The sequence below is a fragment of the Segatella sinensis genome (genome assembly GCF_040095255.1).
Lineage (GTDB): Bacteria > Bacteroidota > Bacteroidia > Bacteroidales > Bacteroidaceae > Prevotella > Prevotella sinensis.
In genome coordinates this window covers 55,633-81,861 of sequence record NZ_JBBNGE010000004.1, presented here as the reverse complement: position 1 = coordinate 81,861, position 26,229 = coordinate 55,633, and the positions used below count along the sequence as shown (strand labels likewise).

Here is a 26,229-nt window from a genome sequence, read left to right as displayed (position 1 = left end):
AGAACAGACTATTAATACTCATTCTGCTTTAAAGTACCCTTAGCAGCCTCTATTTCATCCTGAGGGATTGGCAAGTATTTCTTGCTTTCCGTCCACTGGATACGCTCAGGTACACCAAGCACATCGTATGCAGTCTTTGCCTTGTTGAGTACCTTTCCTCCACCAGGCTTCAATACCTCGGCAGCCTTGCCAAAGCGAATCAAGTCGTAGTAACGCTTGCCCTCGCCAACAAATTCCATACGGCGTTCCTCCAAGAGATTATCAAGAGAAACTGTACGGGCAGAAGCATGCGCACGATTTCGAACCTCATTATAAAATCCCTGTGCCTTGGCTGCATCACCGCCAGTGCGGAGAATCAACTCAGCGGCATTGAGCAGAGTTTCAGAATAACGATAGATACGCTGGTTGTTATCCCAACCCAAGTCGGCATCAGCCACTACCCCATCATTACCACCAGGGCGGCCCAAATACTTCAAGAGGAAGATACCCGTGTTCTGATAACGGCCATTGTAAGTTACCTCATCACCCGTACGAGCCTTGTAATCGGCAGCATAATCAGCCATGTTAACAATTCCACCAGTACGGCGAATGTCATCTTTCTCATAAAGATCGTACACCTCCTTGGATACATCGCAGAAGCCCCATCCACCATTCAGTTCCTGCTTAGGAGCGTAGGAAGGATTTTCTGCCAGATGGGCAGCAGAAGCCTTATAGCTCAAGCCATCGATACCAATCATGGCTGGCACTACGGTACCACCAGGCGCATTGGCATTTCCCCAACCACGTTTACTACCCTTGGCGCAATAGTTGATTTCGTAGATTGACTCATCACACCACTCACCACTCTGTTCCCAGATGCCGGCATAATCGCTCATCAGGCTATACTTCCTGCTATTGATGATATCCTCCATATAACCGAGTGCCTGCTGGTAACGGCTCTCATCCTTCTGATACATCACGTAATCGGCAAAAAGCATCTCGGCAAAAGCCTGAGTAGCATGTCCGCTGCGGGCAGCAGTTTCCTTCATTGGCAGGGCATTGCTCTTGATAACCTCTTCCAACATGACTATTACCTTATCATATACCTCGCTGGCTGAAAGCTGCTCGGCAATATAAGGGAACTCCAGATTCTTCTCGTAATAAGGCACATTGCCCCAGAACTTCCAAAGCTGCAGGTAATAAAAAGCCTTCAAGGTCTTTGCCTCTGCAATATAAGCAACCTTCTCGGCATCAGAAAGCTCTGTTGATTCTTCGGCATCCTTGATTACCCAGTTGGAACGGTTGATACCCGAATAGCTGGTTGTCCATGCACCCTTGAAGTTCATCAGACTGGTACTCTTATACTGCGATGCCAAATGAATTTCTGCCTGGTCGGTAGTATTGCCACCACCCACATAGATATCATCGCCCTGCGCATCAGATACAAGGAAGAGAGGACACCAGCCCTCAAAGTAATCATACCAGGCCATAGGAGCGTATGCTGCGGTAACCGCCTCATCCACATGCGCCTTGGTGTTGTAATAACCATCGATAGGTAAACTACTTGCTGGATCTACGCTTAGGAAATCATCGCCGCAAGAAGACAACGACAATGCCATACCTGCCATTGCACTATATAATAATATATTTTTTGCTTTCATCATTGTTTCTTTTTAAAGTGTTCTACTTAATTCTGAATGATTCATATTTATTTAGAATGTCACATTGGCACCCACGGTGATGGTTCGATTCTGTGGATAGAATCCACGGTCGATACCCGACTGTGTACCATTGTAAATCTCCGGTTCCATACCCTTGTAACCTGTAAGAGTGAGCAGGTTTTCGGCTGCTACATAGAAACGCAGATTAGAGATGAATACTGTCTCCGTCCATTTCTTCGGCAGGGTAACACCTAGCTGGATGTTCTTCAGGCGAACATAGGAACCATTCTTGATGTAAAGGTCAGACACCTTATTATTATCATTGGCTGTTGACCAGGCGAAGCGCGGCATGGTATTGGATGTACCCTCTCCGTGCCAACGATCCATAAACTCTTCAGGAAGATTGACGTAACGGAGATCTACACGGCGAGTGGCATCGAAGATCTTGTTGCCGAAGGAACCAGCCCACAACATAGAGAAGTCGAGCATCTTCCAGCTGGCACCCAGATTGAAACCGAAAGTCCAATCAGGATCACCCTTACCGATATTGGTCTTATCAGCATCATCAATCCTGCCATCCCCATTATAATCTACAAAGATTACATCACCCGGCTGCGCATTTGGCTGCAATTTCTCTCCCTTATCATTCACATAAGCATCTACCTGATTCTGATTCTGGAAGATACCAGCCGTCTTGTAACCATAGAAGAAAGGATATGGCTGACCGTTTTCTGCACGGCTCACATTACCAATCTGGTGAACATTGTCCGATGTCTCATAACCGGTATCATTACCCAGATTGATCAACTTGTTCTTCAGATAACTGGCATTGGCGTTGATATTGAAAGCCCAATCACCCTTACGGAACTTGTATCCCAGTTCAAACTCGATACCGCTATTCTCCATATCGCCCACATTACCCCAAGGCTTTGATTCGCCCAAGTAAGAAGGCACACTCATGGTTTTCAGCATACCATTGGTTTTCTTCTTAAACCAATCTACCGTGAAAGTCAAGGCATTATTGAAGAAGCTGAAATCCAATCCAGCATCATACTGCTCGCTCTCCTCCCACTTCAAGTCGGCATTAGGAGTTCCCGATGGCTTACTACCACCCATGATTATCTGGTTGCCAGCACCACCAAAGGTATAGTTGTTGCCCATAGCCACATTGGCTGTATATCGGAAATCACCGATAGCCTCGTTACCATTCTTACCCCAACTCAGGCGGAGCTTCATCTTGCTAAACCACTCAGGACGTTTTTCCATGAACTTTTCATTTGTCACATTCCAACCCAATGATACAGAAGGGAAGGTACCCCACTTGTTGTTCGGGCCGAAATTGGAAGAACCATCACGGCGAATGGTAAACTGAGCCATATAACGCTCGGCATAGTTGTAAGAGAATCGACCGAAATAAGAAGCCAAGGTATGAGGGTTGAACAATCCACCCGATACATCCCGCTTGCCATCAGTAGCCAAACCGGTGGTGAAATCAAGGTTTGCCTTGCCAGGATCCAGAGCTATCATATCCTGAGCAGAGCCACTAATATTACGTCCGGAATATTTGATAGCAGATTGTCCGACTACAACCGAGAAATTATGATCTCCCAACTGCTTATCATAAGTCAGGATATTCTCTACCTGCCAACGGTTGCCACGATTCATGGAACTCCAGACAGATGACTTGTCATTATGCTGAGCAGCATTCATATAGTATGGAAGAGTCCATCCGTCAGACCCCCAGAAACTGAGATCAACGCCATAAGAAGTCTTAAACTTCAGGTTATCCCAAATACCCAGCTCTGCCCAGAAGTTAGCAACGAACTTATCAGAATTATACTTTTCACCAGGCAGAGAGAGCCATGCCAAAGGATTGGAAAGTTCATTGAAGTCCTTGGTTGGCACATTAAGCAACTTGCCCGTTTTCTTGTCTTTTACCAAAGGACCATATTTCGCAATTTCTCCAGCATACTGCGAATTGAGAGCATCCTCATCTTCAGCATAGACACCCATCAATGGAGAAAGGAACATGGCATTACCAAGGGCAGAACCACCGGTAAGATTGTTGATATCCATACTGGTATTGTTGATGCGGGAATAAGCCAGATTAACACCCACCTTACCCGTCTTGAGCCAGTTACGCACCTTGCTCTGGTCGAAGACAACATAAGTATTGTTACTTCTTACTGTCATACGCTCGTAATTGGCACGTCCATAATCGCCACCTATCACACCTTCACTCTTATAGTAACCCAGAGAGAGATAGTAATTAAACTTCTCTGATGCACCGCTGATGCTCAACTGATGATTCTGTACAGGAGCATTATCATTGTAGAGCACATCCTGCCAATTGGTATCGCTGGAACCCATATTCTTCAGGATATTATCGATATCTTTTTCACCAGCGTATGCAGCAGCCTCCTTCATCAGGGTAGTATATTGCTCGGCATTGAGCAGCTTGCGCTTACGCCAAGGATTCTGCCATCCTATGGAGAAATCATACTTAACCACAGTCTTGCCGATACTACCAGTCTTGGTGGTAACAAGAACTACACCATTGGCTGCACGCGCACCATACACAGCTCCAGAAGCTGCATCTTTCAGAATTTCGATGCTCTGAATATCACTAGGATTCAAATAGTCGATACCACCCTCAATAGGCATTCCATCTACGATGTAGAGAGGGTCGGCACTATTCACGGTACCCGTACCACGTACGCGAATCTTGCTGGCAGCACCAGGCTGACCACCGGCAGTAGTAACCTGTACACCAGATACCAATCCCTTGAGAGCAGCATCCACACGCACAGGCTGAGTTTTTCCCAGTTCATCAGCTCCAATCTTGGCAATAGAAGCGGTAACTACGCTCTTTTTCTGCGTACCATAACCTACTACCACCACTTCGTCGAGGGTTTTATCATCTTGTTTCAGGGTGATGCGCATATTAGCAGATGGCTTCACCTCTACATTCTGATAACCCACATAAGTAATTACCAGAGGTTGGCTGGCATCTGTCTCAATGGAGAAGTTACCATCCAGATCGGTAATTGTACCTGTTCCCTTGTTGCCTTTCACCTGGATGGTGGCACCGATAACAGGTTCTCCCTGGTCATCCAACACAACACCTTTAAAGATGTTCTTCTGTGCAAACGCTGACGCCGACATTAATAATGCGGAAGCCAGCAATAAACTTTTTGTTTTCATATTTTGAAAGTTTGTTTAGAATTGATTTTATTCATTATTAATATATGTTAGTTGCGAAGTATTTCTCCGTTGTTGATACGAAGGTTGGTTTCGTGCCAGTTGTAGAATGCACTTAGGCATTTATGCGATTGCAAATTTAATAGGTTTTTTCGAGTTTTCCTAACCTCATTAATAGAATAGTGGAACAAAAACAACCCTAGAACGTAATAACAACCTCATTAGCAACTGTTTTCTGTTATCTTCCATACCTTTGAAAGTGGATGGAATAAAAATTGTATTTTGTACCCTTCTTATCTATCAATTATTTCTCCAACGCTTTCTTCATTTTCATTTATTTCCACTTTTAGCCACATTTCTATTTTTCATACAACACTATTTATCAGGCACTTATAAAAATCACAGATAACATTTTTCCACTTTTCCTTTACAAGCACTCGGTTTATACCTTATTATTTAGTAACTTTGCAACCGAAAATGACAGATACGCATTTTCATAACTAACAATTTAATATTCATAAGAAATAATATTCACAAGAAACATGAAACACTTCATTCTATCCTGCGCACTGTCGATGGCGGCTATAGCCACCTCCAGCGCACAACAAACTGGTCAGTTGCCTGTCTATCTCGACAACACCAAACCTGTAGAACAACGCATCGACGATGCCATTGCCCGAATGACACTTCAAGAGAAGATTCGCATCATTCATGCACAGAGTAAGTTTTCCTCTGCAGGAGTTCCCCGTTTGGGATTTCCTGACTTCTGGACAGATGACGGTCCTCATGGTGTTCGCCCAGATGTATTGTGGGACGAATGGGAGCAGGCTGGCCAGACCAATGACTCCTGCGTAGCCTTCCCTGCCCTCACCTGCCTGGCAGCATCCTGGAACCCACAGATGAGCAGAATCTATGGAGAATCATTAGGCGAAGAGGCTTTGTATCGAGGAAAAGACATGATTCTAGGTCCTGGCGTGAACATCTATCGCACCCCATTGAACGGACGCAACTTCGAATATATGGGTGAAGATCCTTACCTGGCAAGCATCATGGTTGTACCTTATATCCAAGGATTACAATCTAAAGGAGTATCAGCCTGCGTGAAACATTACTGCCTCAATAACGACGAGGAATACCGTCATCAGGTAAACGTCATCGTGAGCGACCGTGCCCTCCATGAAATCTATCTCCCAGCCTTCAAGGCTGCTGTAGAGAAAGGAAAGACTTGGGGAATCATGGGTGCATACAATCTCTACAAGAACGAACACAACTGCCATAACCAGTGGACTCTGAACAAGATTCTGAAGGGCGACTGGAAATATGACGGCGTAGTGGTAAGCGACTGGGGAGGCGCACACGATACCGACCAAGCCGTGAAGAACGGGCTCGACATAGAGTTCGGCACATGGACGAACGGATTGACCATGGGTGCCAGCAATGCCTACGATAATTACTACCTTGCCGTACCATATATAAAAGGTATCCAGGAAGGTAAATACACCACCAAGGAATTGGATGAAAAGGTGCGCCGCGTATTGCGCCTCTTCTATCGCACCACCATGAATCCGAACCGTCCTCATGGTTTCCTCTGTTCTGACAGCCACTATGCTGCAGCCAGACAGATTGCCGAAGAAGGTATCGTACTACTCCAGAACAAGAACCATGTGCTTCCTATCAATACCCAGAAAGCACAACGTGTTTTGGTAGTAGGAGAAAATGCCGTGAAGATGATGACCGTGGGTGGAGGCAGCTCTTCTCTCAAGGTACAGCGGGAGATTTCGCCGCTCGACGGATTAAAATCTCGACTGGAAAAAGATAATGTGGAAGTGGAGTTTGCCCGAGGTTATGTAGGCGATGTAAGCGGAAATTACAATGGCGTAACTACCGGACAGAATCTGGATGACAAACGCAGCGAGGCTGAGCTGATAGCCGAAGCCGTAGAAAAAGCCAAGCATGCTGATTACGTGGTGATGTTTGGCGGCTTGAACAAGAGTGATTATCAGGATTGCGAAGGTCACGACCGCAAACAGCTTGAATTGCCATACGCTCAAGACAAGCTCATCGAGGCTTTGGCTAAAGCCAACAAGAACTTCATCTATGTGAATATCTCAGGTAATGCTGTGGCTATGCCTTGGAAAGAAAAAGTGGCTGGCATCATTCAGGGATGGTATATCGGTAGCGAAAGCGGTGAAGCTCTGGCTTCTATCCTCACCGGCGACAAGAATCCTAGCGGCAAATTACCATTCACATGGGTAAACTCATTGCAGGAAGTGGGTGCCCACGCATTAAACACCTATCCGGGCACCTGGCGCAAGGAAGGTGGAGCCAAAACTGAGGGCAACATCATTGATGAGGAGTATAAGGAAGGCATCTACGTAGGTTACCGTTGGACTGATAAGAAAAACATCAAGCCAGCATTCGCCTTTGGACATGGATTGAGCTACACTCAGTTTGCCATCTCTAATCTTCGCAGTGATAAGAATCTGATGAATCAGAATGACTCTATCACCTTTACCGTGAATGTAAAGAACACTGGCAAACGTGCCGGTGCAGAAACCATCCAGCTCTATATCCATGATGTAAAGGCTTCTGTCGATCGCCCTTACAAGGAGCTGAAGGGATTCCAGAAGGTTTACCTGCAGCCGGGAGAGAGCAAGGATGTAAACATCACCATCAATAAGCAGGCACTCAGCTTCTATGATGAAACAGCTGCATCCTGGAAGGCAGAAGCAGGCAAGTTTGAGGCACTCGTCGGAAATGCTTCCGATCAGCTGAAACTCAAAAAGGCGTTTGAACTGAAATAAAACAAAAAAGGGTTCCTTTGGAGATTATCAAACTCCATCAAGGAACCTTTTATTTTTGTACCCGGTATAAGTTTGCACTAAACTTATACCGAATATCATCTCATTCCAATCTGCTTTACCTTTGTTTCAAATTCATCTCTTTCACAGATGGCTCCATTCTTTACCTTGGCACGATAATTATAAATGGTATTTACCGAATAATGCAGAAATTCGGCGATTTTAGAACTATCTTCGATACCCAGGCGAATAAGAGCAAAGATGCGAATGGTGGTAGAAAGTTTACCGTCATCCTCCAAGACGATACGCTCCTCAGGCTTCAAAAGAGCATTGAATTCCTCTACAAAATCAGGGAAGAGTTTCAGAAACGCAGCATCAAAGTAATCGTATAACTCGCCGATATATTCATGATCGGTTTGCATCATATCTATCAATTTGGTCAACTCACGCTGCTTGACCAACTTCACCACGCACTTGCGCATGGTTTCTATCTTATCGACATAGATAGCACATAAACGCAAGAATCGGCCAATATAAACCTCTTTCATCTTATTGCTCTCATTCAAGCTGCCATAAGCCTGCTCTAAATGTCTGTTGGTTTGCTGCAATTCCCTATTGGTTTGTTCCAGATTCTTATTCGCCTTTTCCAATTCCTTATGAGCCAAGGCAAGATGACGGCGCTGCTTGTTTACATACAGAAGCAGGGTACATACTAATACTAAAAGTACTACAGATACTGCCATCATCAGTTTAAGCTGCCGGTTACTCTGCGTAATTTCCTTCTGATAAGTACCCTCAACGGCAGAGAGCAACGGCATGATTTGGCGACTTCGAAGAGCGGTATTGAAAATGCGGGCTGCATTCCATGCAAACTTGATGTAAGCATAGGTATGGGCAAACTCCTTTTGGTTTTGATTCAGAAGATTGGCAAGTTCCCACATTGAGCCCTGATCCATCACCGCCGTACGGACATCACAAAGAGCCGAGGCGAGGAAGTAATAGATGGCATCCTCATCCTTATTGAAATGCTTGCAGATCACCGCCCTATAGTAAGCCACGATAGCATATTCATGCGTTCCAGGCTTTACCTGCTTCATACGCAGATTGCTATAATACAAAGCACCCTTCAGGTCGTTAGCACTACGACAGTCTTCCTCCATCATCTGCAGGTATCTATCGTCTGTATGCGAAAAAATCCTGGCTATCTGTTTCTTCATCACCTGCGCCTTTTGTGCATAATGCTCTTTCAATGACGGCACATTGCTATAAAAAGCCAGCTCTCCATAAAGATGCTGACCAGCCCAAAGATAGTTGCAATACCCTTCTGCATCAAGCTTAGTAGTATCCATCTTGTTCAGCAGACTATACGATTCCACATAATCACCTATAGTAGAACTCTGAAAAGCAAGCAGCGATATAGCATTGCCCTTTTTTGCCTGATCGCCCATACGCTCAGCCAAGGCAATGCAACGATTCAGATAACTCACGGCTGAATCGTTTTTATAAGCCTGATACTCCTGAAAAAGAGCAAAACTCATTTGGTACCTTGCTCCATCATTCTTGCAAGCATTCAGTTGACTTGCAAGTTTGGCTATACGTCCCTCTCGCACTGCCACATAACGAGGCGACTGCAGGATGGCTTCATCCAGACATTGATAAAGAGAATCTAAATTATACTTTGCAGCATTGGCTATATGCGTCAACAGCAACAAGCATATCAGTAAGAACCATCTATTCTTCATTATTTGTTACGCTTTAAGAAATTGTATAAAGATTTGATTTTTTAAAAATCATTTTCAACTTTTGGACTTTCTTTGCAGAATGCCGATGCAAATATAATCATTTTTTCAGATAATGCCAAAACATAAGGATATTTTTTTGCCTTTTCCTACCATTTTACATCCACTTTTTCATCTGGCACGCCAATTCATAACGACATCATTATCAACCCCTTTTCTTCTTTAATAGAAAAAACAATCCACATTTTCGCCCTTTATCCTATGTGGGCTCCAGTTTTTTTATTACTTTTGCAAAACAATACTAGCAATAATATAAGTTGCATAATAACCATACTAACATTATAAACATGAGAACAGCATTCATATCACTATCATTTCTGCTGGCTGGCTCGCTGATGGTTCCTGCCATCGCCCATACACCCGCCAGCAAGAAGAAAGTTGCTACAACAACTCAAAAAGGTAAAATCCTGCCGATGAAGGAGTATATCGACCAGCTGATGGCAAAGATGACTCTGCAGGAGAAAATCGGTCAGCTCAACCTGATGGTGGCTGGCGATATCACTACCGGTGGAGCCCTGGACACCCAGGTAGGTGGCGACATTGCAAAAGGCAACATGGGCGGCGTATTCAACATCAAGGGACTCGACAAAATCAAGGCTCTCCAGGACATCGCCATCAAGAACAGCCGTCTGGGCATTCCGCTGCTGGTGGGCATGGACGTAATCCACGGCTACGAGACCATGTTCCCTATCCCCCTCGCCCTCTCCTGCTCCTGGGATACAGAAGCGATGAAGAAGGTAGGCGAAGTATCGGCAAAGGAAGCCAGTGCTGCAGGAATCAACTGGACTTACTCGCCCATGGTAGATATTGCACTCGATGCCCGATGGGGACGAATCAGCGAGGGCAACGGAGAGGATCCTTACCTGAGCGGCGTGATGGGTGCCGCACTCACACAGGGTTACCAGGGCGCCGACATGCGCACAGAGGAGATATTGAGAGCCGATAGAATCATGGCTTGCCTCAAGCACTTTGCCCTCTACGGAGCCGTGGAGAGCGGAAAGGAATACAACACCGTGGATATGAGTCGCATACGCATGATGAACCAATACCTGCCTCCTTACGAAGCCGTGGTAAAGGCTGGCGTAGGCAGCGTAATGTCTTCGTTCAACCTGATAGATTATACCCCTGCCACCGCCAACCACTGGATGATGACCGATGTCTTGAGAAAACAATGGGGATTCAAGGGCTTTCTCGTAACAGATTATGCATCTATCGCCGAGATTCTGAACCACGGCACTGCCAAGGATCTGAAAGAAGCATCAGAACAGGCACTCCTGGCTGGTACGGATATGGATATGTGCTCCAATGCCTTCGTCAAGCATCTGGCACAAAGCGTGGCAGAGGGCAAGGTGACGGAGGAAGACATCAACACTGCCTGCCGCCGCATCCTCGAGGCAAAATACAAACTGGGATTGTTCAGCAATCCTTACCGCTACTGCAATACCAAGCGAAACAAGACCGACATCTACTCTGCCGAAAACCGACAGATAGCTCGCGACGTAGCAGCCGAGACCTTCGTGCTTCTGAAAAATGAAGGAAATCTTCTTCCTCTGAAGAAACAGGGAAAGATAGCGCTGATTGGTCCTCTTGCAGATACCCGCAACAATATTGCCGGCACATGGAGTGTAGCTCAGGCTCCTGAGAAATATACTACTATCAAGGAAGCCATGAAGAAAGCGCTCGATGGCAAAGCCACCTTATTATATGCACAGGGCAGCAATATCTGGCGCAAACATGAACTTCAGAAGAACGGCGAACAGGGCAAGTCTATTGCCTGGGGAGATGAGGTAAAAATGAAGAACGAGGCACTGCAGATAGCAAAGGAAGCAGACGTGATAGTATGCGCCATGGGCGAAACTGCCGACATGAGCGGTGAATGCGCAAGCCGCACTAATCTGGAAATGCCTGATGTGCAGCAGGAACTTCTGGCAGAACTCGCAAAGACGGGAAAACCTGTCGTATTGCTCAACTTTGCCGGTCGCCCTACGGTTTTGTCATGGGAGAATGAACACATTCCTGCCATCATGAACGTATGGTTTGGTGGTTCTGAAGTGGGAGATGCACTTTGCGATGTCATCTTCGGCGACAAGGTTCCATCAGGTAAGCTCACCACTTCCATGCCAAAGACAACCGGACAGGAGCCTCTCTACTACAATCATCTGAATACGGGAAGACCAGTACCTGATGACAATCAGAAATTTGCCAAGTTTGCCAGCAACTGTCTGGATGTAAGCAATGGTCCTCTCTATCCATTCGGCTATGGATTGAGCTACACCACTTTCGAGTATGGCGATTTGAAGCTGAGCAGCCATGAAGTCAATATGGATGACTGGAAGATTACAGCCACCATCAACGTAAAGAATACGGGCAGCCGTGATGCCGACGAGGTAGTTCAGCTCTATATCCGTGATATGGTTGCCAGCATCTCTCGCCCTGTCAAGGAACTGAAAGGTTTCCAGCGCATCCATCTGGCTGCAGGAGAAAGCAGGGAAATCAGCTTCGACATCACTTCTGAAATGCTCAAATTCTATAACGCAGAATTAAAGCATGTGATTGAACCTGGCGACTTCCAGATTATGGTGGGAGGAAACAGTAAAGAGGTAAAGACCCAGAATCTTACTGTTAAGAAGCACCCATAGAAGTAACTACTCAGCACCCCTATAGAAGTAACTAAGCAAACAAAAAGAGCGCACCACTATTGGTACGCTCTTTTCTAAAACTCTTCTTTTATATATACTTTATCGGTTAGCAGATTTCCATAGATAAGTATCAGTACAATGGATATCAGCACTCTGGTCAGCAATCATCAACTTGAAGTCACCTTCCTCCAATCTCCATTTGCCATCCCAACCAACGAAGGCCAAATCGTCTGCCTTTAATTCAAAGCTCACGGTCTTGGTCTCACCAGGCTGAAGTTCCACCTTGTCGAAGGCACGAAGACGACGGCCATCAGGCACCATACTAGCGATAAGATCACTGCTGAACAGGAGCACACTTTCCTTACCAGCCATTTTACCTGTATTCTTTACATCCACGCTCACCTTGATGATGTCGCCGTGGCGGAAATCAGACTGGGAAACCTTCAGGTTGCTATATTTGTAAGAGGTATAACTCAAACCATATCCGAAGCCCCACTGCTGAGTAATCTTCGCATTGTAGTCGTAAGCACCTTCCATCGTACCCACCTCCTCACTCTTCTTGAAGTCATAGTTGGCGAGCGAATTGATTTCCTTAGGATAGGTGTAAGGCATCTTGCCACTGAAGTTTGACTTGCCCGATACCAAGTTTACCAAGGCATCGCCACCCATGTTGCCAGGGATAAGGATGTCGATGATGCCCTGTGCCAATGGTTCGATATCAGCAATGAGACGAGGACGACCTTCATTCAGCACCAAGATGACAGGCTTGCCTGTCTGAGCCAAAGCCTTGACCAGATTACGCTGATTCTCTGAGAGCCAAAGGTCGGTCAGGTTGCCCGGAGTCTCGGTATAGGAATTCTCGCCAATGCAAGCCACGATGACGTCGGCATCCTTCGCTGCTGCCACTGCCCCCGGAATCTGAGGTTCGTTCTCCTCCCAGTATTTTCCCTTCTCATTATAGGTAACACCCTGGTTCAAGATAACATTCTCCTTGCCATACTCATTACAGAATGCCTCATAGATAGTATTGTACTTGCCGGCAAACTCATCGGCACGATGACCCTGCCAGGTATAGCTCCATCCACCGTCCAGGCAGCGCATCTGATTGGCATTAGGACCCGTGAGGAGAATCTTCTTGCCATGCTGCAAAGGAAGGATATTACCCTCGTTCTTCAGAAGCACCATACTCTCGGTAGCTCCCTCCAAGGCGAGCTTGGCAAACTCCTTGCCACCAAACTTAGGATAATTCTTCAGTTTCTGGGTTGGGTTCTTGAAGAGGTCGAGACGGTACTTCATGCGAAGCACACGGCGACAGGCATCGTCGATGCGACTCATCGGAATCTTACCTTCCTTCACCAGTTCTACAAGATAGCCACAAGCATCGCAAGAATAAGGTTCCATAATCATATCGATACCAGCATTGATGGCAATGCGGAGCGCATCCTTCTTGTCCTTTGCCACCATCTCACGAGTATAGAGATTGTTGATGTCTGCCCAGTCGGTGATGAGCACACCATCCCATCCTGTCTCTTCCTTCAGCCATCCTGTCAGGATGTCCTTGTTGGCGTGCATCGGCATACCATTGACGGAAGCGGAATTCACCATCACGGTCAAGGCTCCAGCCTGCAGACCCGCCAGGAAAGGAGCGAAGTGCTTCTCTCGCAAGTCGGCAGGAGAGATATAGGCTGGCGTACGGTCTTTACCGGTCCAAGGCACACCATAGCCCATGAAGTGCTTCATTGAAGTGGCAATGTGATACTGGTCGATGTTGTTTGGGTCCTCGCCCTGGAAACCATAGACCATCGCCTTGCCCATCTCCGAACTGAGGTAGCAATCTTCGCCAAAGTTCTCCCAGATGCGAGGCCAACGGGCATCACGACCAAGGTCAACGGTAGGACTGTAAGTCCAAGGCACACTCACCGCACGAGTCTCATAAGCGGTAGCCTCAGCCGAACGGCGAGCTATCTCACGATTGAAGGTGGCAGCCACATTGATGTTCTGCGGGAAGAGGGTTCCGTCCTGTGTATAGGTAGAACCATGGTTCTGATCGAGACCGAAGACACAAGGAATGCCGATGCGCTTCATCGAAATCTTCTGAATCTGTGAGATGTACTTCTCCCACTGCTTGGCGGTTGGTGCGCAAGTATTAGGAGCGTTGAGGATAGATCCAATCTTATAGCGAGAAAGGATAGAATCGGTCTTGTGCTCGTCGATATAGAACACACCATTCTTGTTGTTGGCACCAAAGAGGTCGGTCACCAATTCCATCATCTGACCTATCTTTTCCTCCAAGGTGAGTTTCTTCAGGGTTTGTTCTACCTGAGCCTCTATCTTAGGGTCGCTCTTGATAACTGGAACATTGGCACTGGCTGTATAAGCCAATGCCAACATTGAAATAGATAATAATATTTTCTTCATAAATTCAAAGGTTTGACGTTTTATGTTAAAAACGGAAATCTTTCTAATATTTTATTCAATAGTTACTTTCTTTACGGTGTAACCGTCACCCACGAGGAGGAGACCATTCTGCTCTGTCAAGAGTTGGATAGACAAGTCGGTCAGTTCAAATTCCCATGTAGCAGGTCCATTCACCATGTTGTCGCCACGATCTGGGTCGCCCTTACCAGTAAGGATGTTGTTCCACCAAGCTGTGGCAGCGGTACCCTGACCGTTTCCATCCACATAAACACGGAGGATGGTGCCCGCCTTCACCTTTGAGAGGAAGGTATCCTTCAAGGCATCGAATGGTGTACCCCATGTCACGGCAAACTCACCTTCCCAGATGGTGTTCTCCATAGATGGGCGAGCCTCGGTGGTTACCTTGATGATTCCGCCAGAGAACTGGTTGCCCTCACCATCTACCAAAGTGATATCATAGTCACCATTCTCCAAACCTGTAGGAGCTGTGAGCTTCAAGGCTGTGCCCTCTTCGAGAACCTCAAAGGCTACTTCCTTGCCACCTACCATTACTTTAGTAACTGTACCGAGATTCTTGCACTTATGGATAGTGGTCTCAGCACCCGGAGCTACCCAAAGCTCGATGGCATTGGTACCCAGGGCTGGGTCATCGGCAGCAGGAGTCACGGTAACGTTCAAGGTGCGGGATGTGCTCTTGCCCTTGGTGGTGGTTGCCACAATCTTCAGTTCATGATTACCTACAGGCAAAGTCTGGTCGATGGTGGTACCTTCATAAATCTGAATGCCATCGAGCAACCATGTCACAGTGGTGTAGTGAACAGGAGTCACCTTGATTTCCAACTTATAATTAGTCTTGCGGTCTATCTTGGAATCAGCCAAGTCTGTGTTCAAGATACGTGGATCGTCATCTTCGCTGACAGTGAAGTATGGTTCATCGTCAGAAGAGCAAGAAGACAAGGTAGATGTACCAGCCAGTGCGAAACCCACGGCTAAGAGCATCATCATAGCCTTCAAGACTTTTCCCTTATATTGTTTCATTGTCTTATTCATAATTAATTATTCTATTCTATTGTCCTATAAGACTTAACATTTAACACTTAACATTAAACACTACTTGCTATATCCCTTTCCGAATGGAGGATTGAAGTCTGGCTGAAGTTTTACATCAGCCTTGTCCCACCAAAGCTTCTTGTGCCAATCATCAGTACCACCCATACGCTCGATGGCAGCCTTGTAGTTGGCATTGTTGTACTGAGCTTCCAACTCAGGATACTGCAAGCGGACAGGCATTGACCAATCAGGATCCGTATAAGTGAAACCATTCTTGGTCAAGAGATCACGATTCAAGATGGCAGGATAGTCAGAGCGGCGCATGTTAGCCCAACCCTCAGAAGGGTTCATCATGTGGAGAATCCAAGCCTGGGTGTTGATGGTCTCCTTAGGATTGTCACCCAACTTGTTGTTAGCAATGAACTCATTGATTTCTTCCTTGGAAATCTTGTTGGATGTAAGATAGTAGTTGTTGAGCAACTCCATGCTGGCACGAACACCAGCCTCGTAGTGACTCTCTGCATCACCACCACCTACATTCCAACCCTTGGTTGCAGCCTCAGCCTTGAGGAACTCCACCTCAGCATAGCTCATCAAGTCGCCAGGACAAGAAGGCATCTCGAAGTCGATGTTCAGGCAAGGACGACTAGCCCGGGCTATATAATCAGAGTTGGCATAAGTGTTCTCGTCTATCTCTGCATACTTCTTCAAAGTAGGAAGGTCATCCAACGTAGCTGGATTCATCCAGTCTGTGTACCAGGCTGCACCAGGGTTGCAAGGCTCCTCACCGAGGTTCTTGCTCTGGAAGTAAGCCAGGAAATCATCGGTCAAGTCGATGTTCTGCTCCTTATCTGGCTTCACCTGACTACGCTTGATATTGTAGTAGTGACGGCAGATGCGATAGAGACGAGGGTCGTTGGTTTTCTGCAACTGATAGAACAAGGTAGAGCATACCATGGTAGGCGATGTGGCATCCTGACCATAGAGAGTCTCGCTCAATGCATTGGCACGGAAATCGTAATCGTTGGCTCCATCATAATAGGTAAATGGAGCATCAGCATACTTGATATAAGCATCATCGGCTGCACTGGCGATGGCACCGGCAGCTACAGCCTTCTCAAACTCCTCCTTTGCCTTCTGTGGATTAACATCGGAAATGCGCATGGCATAGCGCATACGGAGTGCATTGGCATACTTCTTCCACTGAGCTACATCACCACCCATGCTGGTAACATCACCAGAAATGTGGTCGGTACCTGTGCCAAGCTGCTTCTCGCAAGCGTCAAGTTCCTCGAAGAACCAGCTGTAGAGTTCCTCTACGGTATCATACTTAGGGGTGGAGATACCTGAGATATAACCCAGACCTGCCTCCGAACAAGGCACGTCACCGTAGGTATCTGCCAAAACTGCCGTGAGATAGACACGATGGATACGAAGTGCCGCATTCAAGTTTGCCTTGTCAGCAGAATTGTGGATGGCATCCACAAGGTTCTTGATACTGATTTCATAATAGCGGTCCCAAACTCGACGGGTCATATCATCTTCTCTGAAATTAGAACCAGCGTAATTGGTTACATTCCAACCACCAGCGAAATACTGTGGAAAACCAGTTATATAGTTACGGTAGGTATCCATCAGACTGAAGTCACCGTAAGTCTGCAACAAAGCTGTTGTCAACTGTGCGTTAGGGTCGAGCTCGTTCACCTTGGTCTTGTCGGTATTGATGTTGCTCAAGGTATCATCTGAGCAAGAAGTCATCGCAGTGCCGGTTGCCATCAGGGCGAAAGCCATCATCAGGCTGCTCTTACCTATATATTTCTTGATTATATTGTTCATTTTCTTACCTTATTATATATTAGAACTCTTCTAAAGAAATTGATTCTATTTTTTCGAGATTAGAACTTCACGTTCACGTTCAAACCATAACTCTTGCGAGATGGCAGGGAACCATATTCCAGACCGAGACCTGAAGTATTGTAGCTGGAGTCTGGGTCGATGTTAGGAATGTTCTTCCAAACAATGAATGGGTTACGAGCCACGAAGGATACGGTCAAGCCCTTGACATACTTGCCCAGGATGCTCTCTGGGAAGGTATAGCCGAAAGTAATCTCACGACACTTCACGTAAGAGTTGTCGTAAACGAAGGCACTCTGCACGCCATTTGCCACATGCTTCCAGTAATCTTCAGGGTTCACGGCGATGTCGTTCTTGCGATAAGTACCATCACCATTGTCGATAACACCATCCACTACGAGTCCCTTGCAGTTGCCAGACTCACGCCATGCGGCAAGGTCCATACCCGAAGCCTTGCGAGCCTCCTCAGAAGTGTACCAATCCTCACGACCTGCCAATGTTCCCTTTGCCTTACCAGTCTGGTATGCAGAACGCATAGACATAGAGTAGATGTCGGCACCTACCTTCACATCGAATGCAGCAGAGAGGCGGAAGTTCTTGTAGCTGAAGGTTGAGTAGAAACCACCTGTCCAGTCCCAAGTAGAGTTGCCGATGGTCTTGATCTTCTGGTCAATCTTTGGAAGACCAGTAGCTGCATCGACAACCACCTGACCCTTGTCGTTGTAGAGGAAGTCGTGTCCACGGATAGCTCCATAGTTCTCACCTACCTTGGCACCTACAGAAACACCGCACCAGTATGCCTTCGCCAACTCGAAGTAGTCCATGCCATCGGTGAGCGACTTCACCTTGTTGGTATTCTTCGAGAAGTTGACACCCAAGTCCCAAGCGAAGTCCTTGATCTGCAAGGCACGGGCATTGAGGGCAATCTCGACACCCTGGTTCTGAATCTCACCGGCATTGATGAGGCGGTAAGCATAGCCAGAGGTGGTGGTTGAAGCCAAACTCAAAATCTGGTTCTTGGAGTTCTGGTTGTAATAGGTGGCATCCAAGCCCAAGCGCCCGTTGAAGAACTTCATCTCCAAACCTACCTCGTAAGAACCTGTCATTGTAGGCTTCAAATCCTTGTTTGGCTGTGTTGAGTTGGCTATCATACCGATGGTATAACCCGCGTAGCTGTACTTGCCCGTGGTATAGTTGAGTGCCAACAGATATGGATCGGTATCGCTACCTACCTTTGCCCAAGATGCGCGAATCTTACCATAATTGATTAACTTCTTGTTCTTGATAAACTCGGAGAAAACCAAGCTACCAGATACAGAAGGATAAATATATGTATTATTGCCAGAAGGGAGCGTAGAAGACTTATCTCCACGGAGAGTTCCCTCCAGATAGTAAGTATGTTTGTAGCCGAGGCTTGCACTGGCATAGAGAGAGCTGATCTGTTTCTTGTACATGCTCTCGCGAGTGTTCTGTTCCTGATAGTTCATGATGTTCTGGATGCCATTCATCTGCTGGTTGAGACCGATGTTGGTAGTGGTCTTGTTGTTCACCTTGAAGATGTTACCACCAGCGGTAGCGTTGACATCGAAGTCGCCCCATGAGTTATTGTAGAGGGCGAGTATCTCGGCGTTGAGTGTGCGGTTGTTGAAGATTTGGTCGGTAAGCTTTCCGGCAGGAGTTCCAGGAGTTGTCTTGGCGATGAAGTCCTCGAAGTTCATGCTGTTGATGTCGGTACCGATGGTACCCTGCAGTTTGAGGTGCTTGTCGATGTTCCAGATGGCCTTACCCGTAAAACGGAACACATCCTTGTCGGATGTATTGCTGTTCTTGTAGAGATCCCAGTATGGATTCTTGTTATACTGGTCGTTACCATTCCAGTTGGAGTAGTTGCCGTCGGCATCCTCATAGTGCTTCAACCAAGCCTGGTCGTAGGTACCCGCCAGGGTCATGAGGTTCTTACCTACATTGCTCTGAGAGTCACCAAGGGCAGGACGGTTCTTCACCTTCTCACGAGTATAGTTGGCGGTGAAGTCGAAGTCAACAGGACCTGCAGAGGTATTCACACGGAGGTTGAAGTTGTCACGACTCATATTGGTGTTAGGCAGGATGTCTTTGTTGCGCATATCGGTAACAGAGAAACGCATACCCGTCTTACCGGAATTAACTGAGAGGATGGCAGAGTTCTGGGCGGTGAAACCTGTGCGGAAGAAATCGGAGGCGTTGTTAGGGTGCATCAGGAAAGGACGCTCCTCGCCATCGAAATACTTGAACATGAAGTCATCGGCCTTAGGTCCCCAACTTGAGTTCGTACCAGAAGTGCTCGAATTAGGAAGCTCGCCATTGTAGCCAGCGCCATATATCTCCTGGATGTCGTCCCACTTAGCCAACTGGGTATCGACAGTATAAGAACCATTGTACTCCACGGAAATCTTATCCTTCTCCGCCTTCTTGGTCGTAATCAAGATAACACCGTGGGAAGCACGGCTACCATAGAGGGCAGAGGCAGCAGGACCTTTCAATACGGTCATCGTCTCGATGTCGTCAGGATTGATGGCAGAGATACCATCACCGAGGTCATAACCACCAGCTTCACCAGCACTGCCAAAGTTGGTATTATCCAAAGGCACACCATCCACCACGTAGAGAGGCTGGTTGTTGCCTGCCATTTCTGTATTACCACGAAGAAGCACGCGGGTAGAACCAGAAGCACCGCCAGCGGTGTTCTGCACAACGAGACCAGCCACCTTACCAGAAAGAGAGTTGATGACGTTGGTTTCCTTTGCCTTGGTGAGTTCCTCACCCTTCACTTCCTCCAAGCCATAGCCGAGAGCCTTGCGGTCTCGCTTAATACCGAGGGCGGTGACAACTACCTCATTCAAGGCCTTACCATCCTCTTGCATCGTGATTTTCATGCCATTAGCAGCTTTCACGGTCATCGTCTTGAAACCGATGTAGCTCACTTCGAGCGTTGCTCCAGGCTTGCAGTTCAACGTAAAGTTACCATCCATATCGGTAACGGCACCGTTGGTTGTACCAGCCACCTTCACGCTAGCGCCAATCAAGGTTTCGCCAGTGGCATCCACCACTGTACCCTTGATGTCCTGGTTCTGCTGAACGCTCATCGCAGCATTGTTCATCTGGGCAGCGAGAATGGCAGAAGCAGGCATCCACATCAAACCTGCACCGAGCAGGCCGAGAAACATAGTTTTCTTTCTCATAATTGATATCTTGTTTTTAGTTTAACATTATTCTTTCCCAAAGATTCCTTCGAGAATCCAAGGAGCATTCACCTTCATACTCTTGAAACGGTCGAAGATGCCATACTTCTCAGAGCCGTTGCCGAAGTGGTTGTTGTCCCAAACGAAAGTAGAGAAGCCTCGTTTGCGAGCCTCCGTAGTCAAGAACTTACAGTAGTAGGTCATGTTTTCATGCACTTTCTCTGAGTTTGACTTATAGTGATCGGTTACTCCCCACTCTCCTATTACGATACCCAGTCCTTTGTTGCTCCAGGTATTCACCGCCTTGTCGAAGAAATCCGTCATCGTCTTCTCGTTTTCAGCAGGTATCTTGCCTGCATCCTTGTAAGCATCACCCCAGTAATCGTAGGTGCAATCGCCAGCGTAGCTCCATGGCTGATAGTAGTGGAATTCCACACTCATATAGTTGTTGCCATTGCCTTCGGCATCCTTTGGAATGATGAAATCTCCATTCTCGATGCCAAACCAAGGGTTACAAACGTAAGTCTGTAAGATGAGGTGGCGCTTGGCATTGTTGCCGCCTGTGGCACGAACCATATCCACGAATATCTGATTGTAAGCATTCTGCACTTCGAGGTTCTCGGCAGTAGGCTTGTCCCAGTTGTCCCTGATGTGAACCTCATTGGTACCGGCGAAAGCCAAGCGACTGTCATAATTGGCAAACTCAGAGGCGATATTCATCCAGAGGAGCGCAAGCTTCTGGCAGTTTTCTTCCTTATATTGATAGGTAGGACGACCTTCGAGCCATTTTTCATGATGCACATTGATGATAACCTTCAAACCGTTTTCAAGGCACCAGCCCACCACCTCCTTGATACGGGCTATCCAAACCTTGTCGATGCTCATCGCCTGAGCGTTGGTAATGTGGCACTGCCAACGGATTGGAATACGGATGGCATTGAAACCTGCCTTCTTCACGGCTTGTATCATCTTCTTGGTAACAACGGGATTGCCCCAGGCTGTCTCTGCATGGATGGAACCATCAGGGTTGCCAATCTGCATCGACTCACCATCTTGTCCAGGAGCTGAGCACTCGAATTCATTGCCGAGATTCCAACCTACTACATCCTTGTTCCATTGCTGGGCGGTAGGAATCGATTCGCTTGCATCTGGCGTATCCATCACCGAAGGACTAGCACTGCAAGAAAATGCAGTAAACATACTTGCAAATAGCAAGCAGATTTTCAAAAAGTTCCTTTTCATTATTAAATTTTTAAACCTAGTTTATAGTTGCTGTTTAATTGTTTATTCATTGCGAGTTACTATAAGAACTCGGCTGCAAAAGTACAGAATAGGGAGAAAAACCAGGTTAGAATGCAAACAAAAAAGGTTTCAAATCTGACTTATCGCCAGGTCTGAAACCTTACATTTATATATAACCAGCTAAATATCAGAAGGTAGTAATCCTACTTTCTTTACCAGCCATTTACATGGCTCATTTTATTCATACTTACTCGGTGACACCCCGAAATGCTTCTTGAAGACTGTACTGAAGTACTTTACGTTTACAAATCCAGTCTTCACGGAGACATCCAAGACGCTATCGCCTTGCTTCAGATACTGGGCAGCCTGCTCCAAACGGATGAGTCGCATGAAGTCTTGCGGTCCTTGCCCAGTCAGAGTCTTCAACTTGCCATAAAAGAGAGTACGGCTCATCGCCATCTCCCGGCAAAGGCGGTCGATGGTGAAGTCGGTGTCACTCAGGTTATCGAGAACGAGACGGGTTGCTTTCTCAACGAAAGACTGGTCCATCGGATCCAAATCCGGTTCTTTTTTATCAGATGATTTATTTGCTTCATCAGATGATTTATTCGTTTCATCGGAAGCCACGGATGGCAGAGAAGGTTCGCTTGGCAACAGGCTCTTTGAAGACGATTGCCCAGAGTCCTCTCCTCTTACGATGGCGATACTTTGCTCCATATAGTATTGACTCAGACGGCGACGGTTCTTCAACATGCTCGCAATCTTGCTGGCAAGGATGGCTGAGTCGAACGGCTTGGCAATATAATCGTCTGCTCCAAGGTCTAGACCTTCTATCATGAAATCGCGACCAGCCTTCGCCGTCAGGAGGATGACAGGCAGCCAACTGGTCTCCTTGTTTTCCTTGATGCGACGGCAGAGTTCGTCGCCCTGCATACCCGGCATCATCACATCGGATACCACGATGTCACACTCACCATTCTCAGACAGATACTTCAAGGCAGCCTCGCCACTCTCCACCTCCACTACATGATATTGGTCGGCGAAAGCCATACGGATGTATTGACGGAGGTCTTCGTTGTCATCTACAAAAAGGAGCGTGTCCTTAAGGGGTTCCTCTGATATTATTCTTTCATTGGCAGACACGGAGGTATCTGAAGTTTTCGGCAGACTTGCTGGCTTGGAAGAAACGGAAACATCAACATTTCCGTTATCAGGCAATACAACCAAGAAAGCAGTTCCCTTGCCTTCCTCGCTCTCGAATTTTAACTTTCCTCCCAGTTTCTGCACAAGCTGGCGAGTGAGCATCAAGCCCAAGCCACTGCCCATCTCCTGAGAATTGACCGCATTGGAGGCACGGAAGAAACTCTGGAAGATATGCTTGGCCTCGGTTTTCGGGATACCGATGCCGGTATCGCTTACCTGGATGCAGACTTGCTTGGCAACCTCATCGAGCGAAGCTGAAACGGTGATGGTTCCACCCACCTGCGTATATTTTACGGCATTGGAGAGCAGATTCTCGAATATCAAATCCATCATAGAAAGATCGGTAGAGAAGGTATGCTGTCCACAGGTTGCCAACCGAAGACTGATACGTTTCTCCTGGGCTGACATCTGGAACTTATCCACCTGCTGACGCAAGAGGACAGACAGTTCCACTTCCTGCAAGCGAACTTGTGTCTTCGCTACGGCTATTTTCTGGAAATCAAGCAACTCGGTCACCATCTTCAGAAGCTTATCGCCATTACGCTGTGCCATCTCCAAGAACTTTCGGCTCTTATCGCCCAGTGTAGCATCCTTCGCCAAATCGGCAAGAGGAGCCAGCACAAGACTCAAAGGGGTACGGATGTTATGGGCGGTATTCACAAAGAAGTTGATCTTTTCATCGTAGTACTTGCGATGCAAACGCTCCCTGTAGTAATCCCAGCCGAAATAGGCGAGAGAACCTAAGATACAGAGATAGACAATCCATGCCCACCAAGAGTTCCACCATGGTTGGGCGATATGAATGCGTAAGGTGGATTCTCCCAATATGCGTCCGTTACTCCTACCCATTGCCTTGACATGCAGGGTGTAACTGCCAGGAGGCAAGTTGGCAAAACGAGCCTGCTGGTAGGCAGAAGGCACACTCCACTGATGGTCGTACCCCTCCAGATAATACTGATACTGGATGTCATGCTGATACGGATAGTTGATGCTCTCGAAATGCACGATGAGGGTTTTCTCATCATGAGAGAAATTCATCTTGCCTTCCTGCAACATCCCGAAGAGTTCTGTATGCCAATCTTCCAGTTGGTCAGCCTCATCGAAAGTCTTTCCTTCCACCTCAACACCCGTGATATGAAGAGGAGCTTTGTAGTTCAATCCCCTGGCAAACTTGGATGTCAAGACCACTGCACCATCATTGCTTCCGAAAATCATTCGCCCGTCTTGGATTCGGGCCACAGCCATACGCCTGTACTCCCGCTCCAATCCCTTGAAGAAGTTGAGATTGGTCACCTTGCCATGACTGATGAAAGCCAGTCCCTTGTCGGTACTCATCCACACCTTGCCAATTGGAGTCTTGACCAAGGCATAGACGGTGTTGGAAGGCAAAGACTGCGAGATAGTATAGTTCTTGACCTGATGCTTCTGCCAATCGTAAAGGTACACGCCTCCTCCATCGGTGGCTATCCAGATATGCCGTGCATCCTGAAAAGCCATCGCATTGACAAAGAAATTATAATCGAAAGCTGGAAATTCCGACGGATAGAAGAATCTACTGACACGAAGGCTTCGCTTGTCGATACGATAACATCCATGAGACGTTCCCACTGCAATACTCTTCTTGTCTGGAGACTCCACGATACTCTGAACTTCATTGATTGGCAAGTAGTTAACAGAGTTAGCCACATTTCCATTCTTTTCTAATGATGATGGGATATGTACCAAGTCTCCATCCAAACAACCTATCCACAAGCCTCCTTCGCTATCCTTGAATATGCTATACACATAGTCGGTCTTTAACTTGCCATTCGACACAGAGTAAGCCCGACTGCTGCTTCCATCGGCATGAACCTGAAAGATGCCATCACCATAGGTTCCCGCCAAGACCTTGCCGTCGGCAGTCTGACAAAGGGTAAGCACCACCTTATTATATAGGGCATGATGCCACTGTTGGGTTTGCTCGTCATAGATGCTCACCCCCTTGTCGGTAGCATACCATATCTTGCTATTGCGACCCAGTGCATCCACGCTCTGCATGACGTCGTTCACACCATTATTGATAAGCGACTGGCTGTTGAGATACTCATGGCGCACAAACTCCAAGGTATGCTCCATCGGAATAGCCATATCCACACCTCCCGAATAGGAGCCAATCCAAAGGTCGCCAAGATGATCCTTGCAAAGGGCATAGACGCCATTGCCATGCAATACATTCTCCGGTCTGCCATCCGTATTCAAAAGTAGATTCGTCTTACAGGTCTTCTTGTCGTAGGCATAGACACCTGCTCCATCCACCGCCATCAAGATGGTGGCTACATCGTAGGGGATAATGGAACGAACAGGGATGAGCGGAATATCAGCCAAGGATGAGAATTGCGCGAGAGAAGACAATGGCTTCCAGGTTCTGTCATCGAGCAAGACAATGCCACGATGGAAAGTTCCTAACCATATCTGATGAACCTTCACGTCGTGATAAGACGAAAGAACGGAATACCCTCGCAAGAGTAATCGAGGCTGGGCTGCATTCGATGAATAGGCGAAGACTCCCGAAGGAGAACCTATCAATAACTGTTTACCTATGAATCGGATATGATTGACATACGTGTTCTTCAGAATGTATTTTCCTTTGCTTGGCGAACTAGGGGCTATTTTGTCTTTGCTACCAGCAATAGATTGAGGAGCCATCCTATACACGCCCTTATCCAATGCCATCCAAAAGCATCCCTTGTCATCGACCAACAAGTCATTGAGCACCACACTTTCTCCAAGCACATTCAGCAGATTGACCTGGAGTTGGAATGTGTCTTTCACCTTATTATATATATAGATCTTTCCTTTATTATCATAGGCATAGATATGCTGTTGGCTATTCTTAGTCAACTTGATGTTTCTGCCACAGGCATCACTAAACTGCATATCCGTAGCCAATGTATAGTTCCGTACCTGTTGACCATTGTACCTGTCAACGCCTCGCTTGGTACTGATCCACATAGCCCCATCTTCAGCCTCAACTATCGAATACACACGGGCACTGGAGAGCCCATTGTCCGTATTAAGATTCGACAACATCAGCATATTGCGGGTCAAATGTTCCTGTGCATGGAGCTGCGAACACAACACCATGCACAAGAGCCACAGGAAAGCAACCTGCAATCTTAGGAAAT

At 46.9% G+C, this 26,229-nt stretch carries 11 protein-coding genes; 2 read left to right on the top strand and 9 right to left on the bottom strand.

Translation table 11 applies throughout. The annotated features are described in order from the left end of the window. Window positions 1-11 precede the first annotated feature (11 nt). Both AAAT87_RS02140 and AAAT87_RS02135 read right to left on the bottom strand, forming a co-directional pair. On the bottom strand, window positions 12-1,643 hold the full coding sequence (locus AAAT87_RS02140; protein WP_349225483.1) for a RagB/SusD family nutrient uptake outer membrane protein: 1,632 nt from the start codon (window positions 1,641-1,643) through the stop codon (window positions 12-14). A 48-nt stretch (window positions 1,644-1,691) separates the two neighbouring features. Then, the gene (locus AAAT87_RS02135) at window positions 1,692-4,844 is read right to left on the bottom strand and encodes a SusC/RagA family TonB-linked outer membrane protein (protein WP_349225482.1); all 3,153 of its coding nucleotides are present in this window, start codon (window positions 4,842-4,844) and stop codon (window positions 1,692-1,694) included. A gap of 539 nt (window positions 4,845-5,383) precedes the next feature. Between AAAT87_RS02135 and AAAT87_RS02130 the strand changes: the two genes are divergently transcribed. Beyond that, window positions 5,384-7,645, top strand: coding sequence for a glycoside hydrolase family 3 C-terminal domain-containing protein (locus tag AAAT87_RS02130; protein ID WP_428848555.1), 2,262 nt, complete (start codon window positions 5,384-5,386; stop codon window positions 7,643-7,645). A 95-nt stretch (window positions 7,646-7,740) separates the two neighbouring features. Here the strand turns inward: AAAT87_RS02130 and AAAT87_RS02125 are convergent, their stop codons facing one another. Then, window positions 7,741-9,384 (bottom strand): DUF6377 domain-containing protein, encoded by a 1,644-nt coding sequence (locus AAAT87_RS02125; RefSeq protein WP_349225481.1) that lies wholly within the window; start codon window positions 9,382-9,384, stop codon window positions 7,741-7,743. Between the two features lie 344 nt (window positions 9,385-9,728). Here AAAT87_RS02125 and bglX point away from each other — a divergent pair, with 344 nt between their 5' ends. Further along, window positions 9,729-12,080, top strand: coding sequence for a beta-glucosidase BglX (gene bglX, locus AAAT87_RS02120; RefSeq protein ID WP_349225480.1), 2,352 nt, complete (start codon window positions 9,729-9,731; stop codon window positions 12,078-12,080). 99 nt (window positions 12,081-12,179) lie between these two features. Here bglX and AAAT87_RS02115 read toward each other — a convergent pair whose 3' ends face one another. The 6 genes from AAAT87_RS02115 to AAAT87_RS02090 form a co-directional block, all read right to left on the bottom strand. After that, window positions 12,180-14,498 carry a glycoside hydrolase family 3 N-terminal domain-containing protein gene (locus AAAT87_RS02115; protein ID WP_349225479.1) on the bottom strand — a complete coding sequence of 773 codons (2,319 nt, stop codon included), beginning with the start codon at window positions 14,496-14,498 and terminating at the stop codon, window positions 12,180-12,182. Between the two features lie 51 nt (window positions 14,499-14,549). Then, window positions 14,550-15,536, bottom strand: a complete 987-nt coding sequence (locus AAAT87_RS02110) for a hypothetical protein (RefSeq protein WP_349225478.1) — start codon at window positions 15,534-15,536, stop codon at window positions 14,550-14,552. Between the two features lie 72 nt (window positions 15,537-15,608). Next, window positions 15,609-17,384 carry a SusD/RagB family nutrient-binding outer membrane lipoprotein gene (locus AAAT87_RS02105; RefSeq protein ID WP_349225477.1) on the bottom strand — a complete coding sequence of 592 codons (1,776 nt, stop codon included), beginning with the start codon at window positions 17,382-17,384 and terminating at the stop codon, window positions 15,609-15,611. Between the two features lie 59 nt (window positions 17,385-17,443). Continuing rightward, complete coding sequence (locus AAAT87_RS02100; protein WP_349225476.1) at window positions 17,444-20,620, bottom strand: SusC/RagA family TonB-linked outer membrane protein; 3,177 nt, start codon at window positions 20,618-20,620, stop codon at window positions 17,444-17,446. A 27-nt stretch (window positions 20,621-20,647) separates the two neighbouring features. Further along, on the bottom strand, window positions 20,648-21,862 hold the full coding sequence (locus tag AAAT87_RS02095; protein WP_349225475.1) for a glycoside hydrolase family 5 protein: 1,215 nt from the start codon (window positions 21,860-21,862) through the stop codon (window positions 20,648-20,650). Window positions 21,863-22,099: 237 nt separating this feature from the next. Next, entirely contained in the window at window positions 22,100-26,140 is a 4,041-nt protein-coding gene (locus AAAT87_RS02090; RefSeq protein ID WP_349225504.1) for a hybrid sensor histidine kinase/response regulator transcription factor, read from the bottom strand. Between the last annotated feature and the right edge of the window lie 89 nt (window positions 26,141-26,229).